The sequence below is a fragment of the Zhongshania sp. genome (genome assembly GCF_041584495.1).
Classification (GTDB): domain Bacteria; phylum Pseudomonadota; class Gammaproteobacteria; order Pseudomonadales; family Spongiibacteraceae; genus Spongiibacter.
Genome location: NZ_JBFHDY010000314.1, coordinates 1 through 1143, shown reverse-complemented (window position 1 = coordinate 1143; position 1143 = coordinate 1). Strand labels below are relative to the sequence as shown.

Genomic DNA, 1143 nt, shown 5'->3' with positions numbered 1-1143 from the left:
CCTGACACGGCGCGCCCACAGCCCTGCTGCAGATATCAAGGGTTTGTATTTTTGGGGCGGGGTGGGTCGTGGTAAGACCTATCTGATGGATACCTTTTTCGATACCCTGCCATTTGAGGATAAGCTGCGAGCGCATTTTCATCGGTTTATGCAGCAGGTTCATAAAGAGTTGAAATCTCTTTCGGGTGAAAAGAATCCCCTGGTGATTGTGGCTGACCGCATCGCCGATGAGGCGCGGGTAATTTGTTTTGACGAATTTTTTGTCTCAGACATTACCGATGCAATGATCTTGGCGGGTTTGTTTGAGCGCTTGTTCGAGCGCGGCGTGGTCTTGGTGGCAACGTCTAATATTATCCCTGATGGTTTGTATAAAGATGGTTTGCAGCGAGCGCGCTTTCTGCCGGCGATTGCTCTCATAAATCAGCGAACAGAAATTGTTAACGTTGATGGAGGGGTAGATTATCGCCTCCGCGCCTTAGAGCAGGCGGAGTTGTATTATCAGCCATTGGGTGAGGCCGCAGAGCAGAGCTTGATGCGCAGCTTTCAGCGGTTGGCGCCGGAAGCGGCGACCGCTGATCACCGGCTGGATATTGAGGGGCGCCAGATACAGGCTCGCTATGTTGCGGACGATGTGGTGTGGTTTGATTTCGACGAGCTCTGTGACGGCCCCCGCAGTCAGTATGATTATATTGAATTGGCGAGGGTGTTTCATGCGGTGGTGATTAGTAATGTGCCGCAAATGGGTGTGGGTCGTGACGATCAGGCGCGGCGCTTTATTAATTTGATCGATGAATTTTACGATCGCAACGTTAAATTGGTTTTGTCGGCTGCAGTATCGCTAGAGAATCTGTATACTGGCGGCCGGTTGAATTTTGAGTTTGAGCGGACTCAGAGTCGGCTTCTGGAAATGCAGTCTGAGGTCTACCTCGGGCAAGAGCATCGTCCATGACGGTGTTTGGCGCTATACATTCAGAAAAGCAAACATTCCGCTTGAAAAATCTGTGGCGCTTATGTAGTATTCGCGCTCTTTGTTCGGTACGGGCCCTATAGGCGAGACACATGAAAACCTTAAGCGCAAAACCCAGTGACGTAATACATGACTGGTACGTAGTAGACGCCGCCGAAAAAACATTGGGTCGTTTG

At 50.6% G+C, this 1143-nt stretch carries 1 protein-coding gene and 1 pseudogene; both read left to right on the top strand.

Annotated elements, in window-relative coordinates; translation table 11 throughout:
• Positions 1–949 (top strand): cell division protein ZapE (zapE, locus tag ABYP33_RS19470; RefSeq protein WP_373093041.1); only part of this gene is annotated, 949 nt, incomplete at its 5' end.
• Between the two features lie 110 nt (positions 950–1059).
• A pseudogene (gene rplM / locus ABYP33_RS19465) lies at positions 1060–1143 on the top strand (50S ribosomal protein L13); the annotation flags it as partial.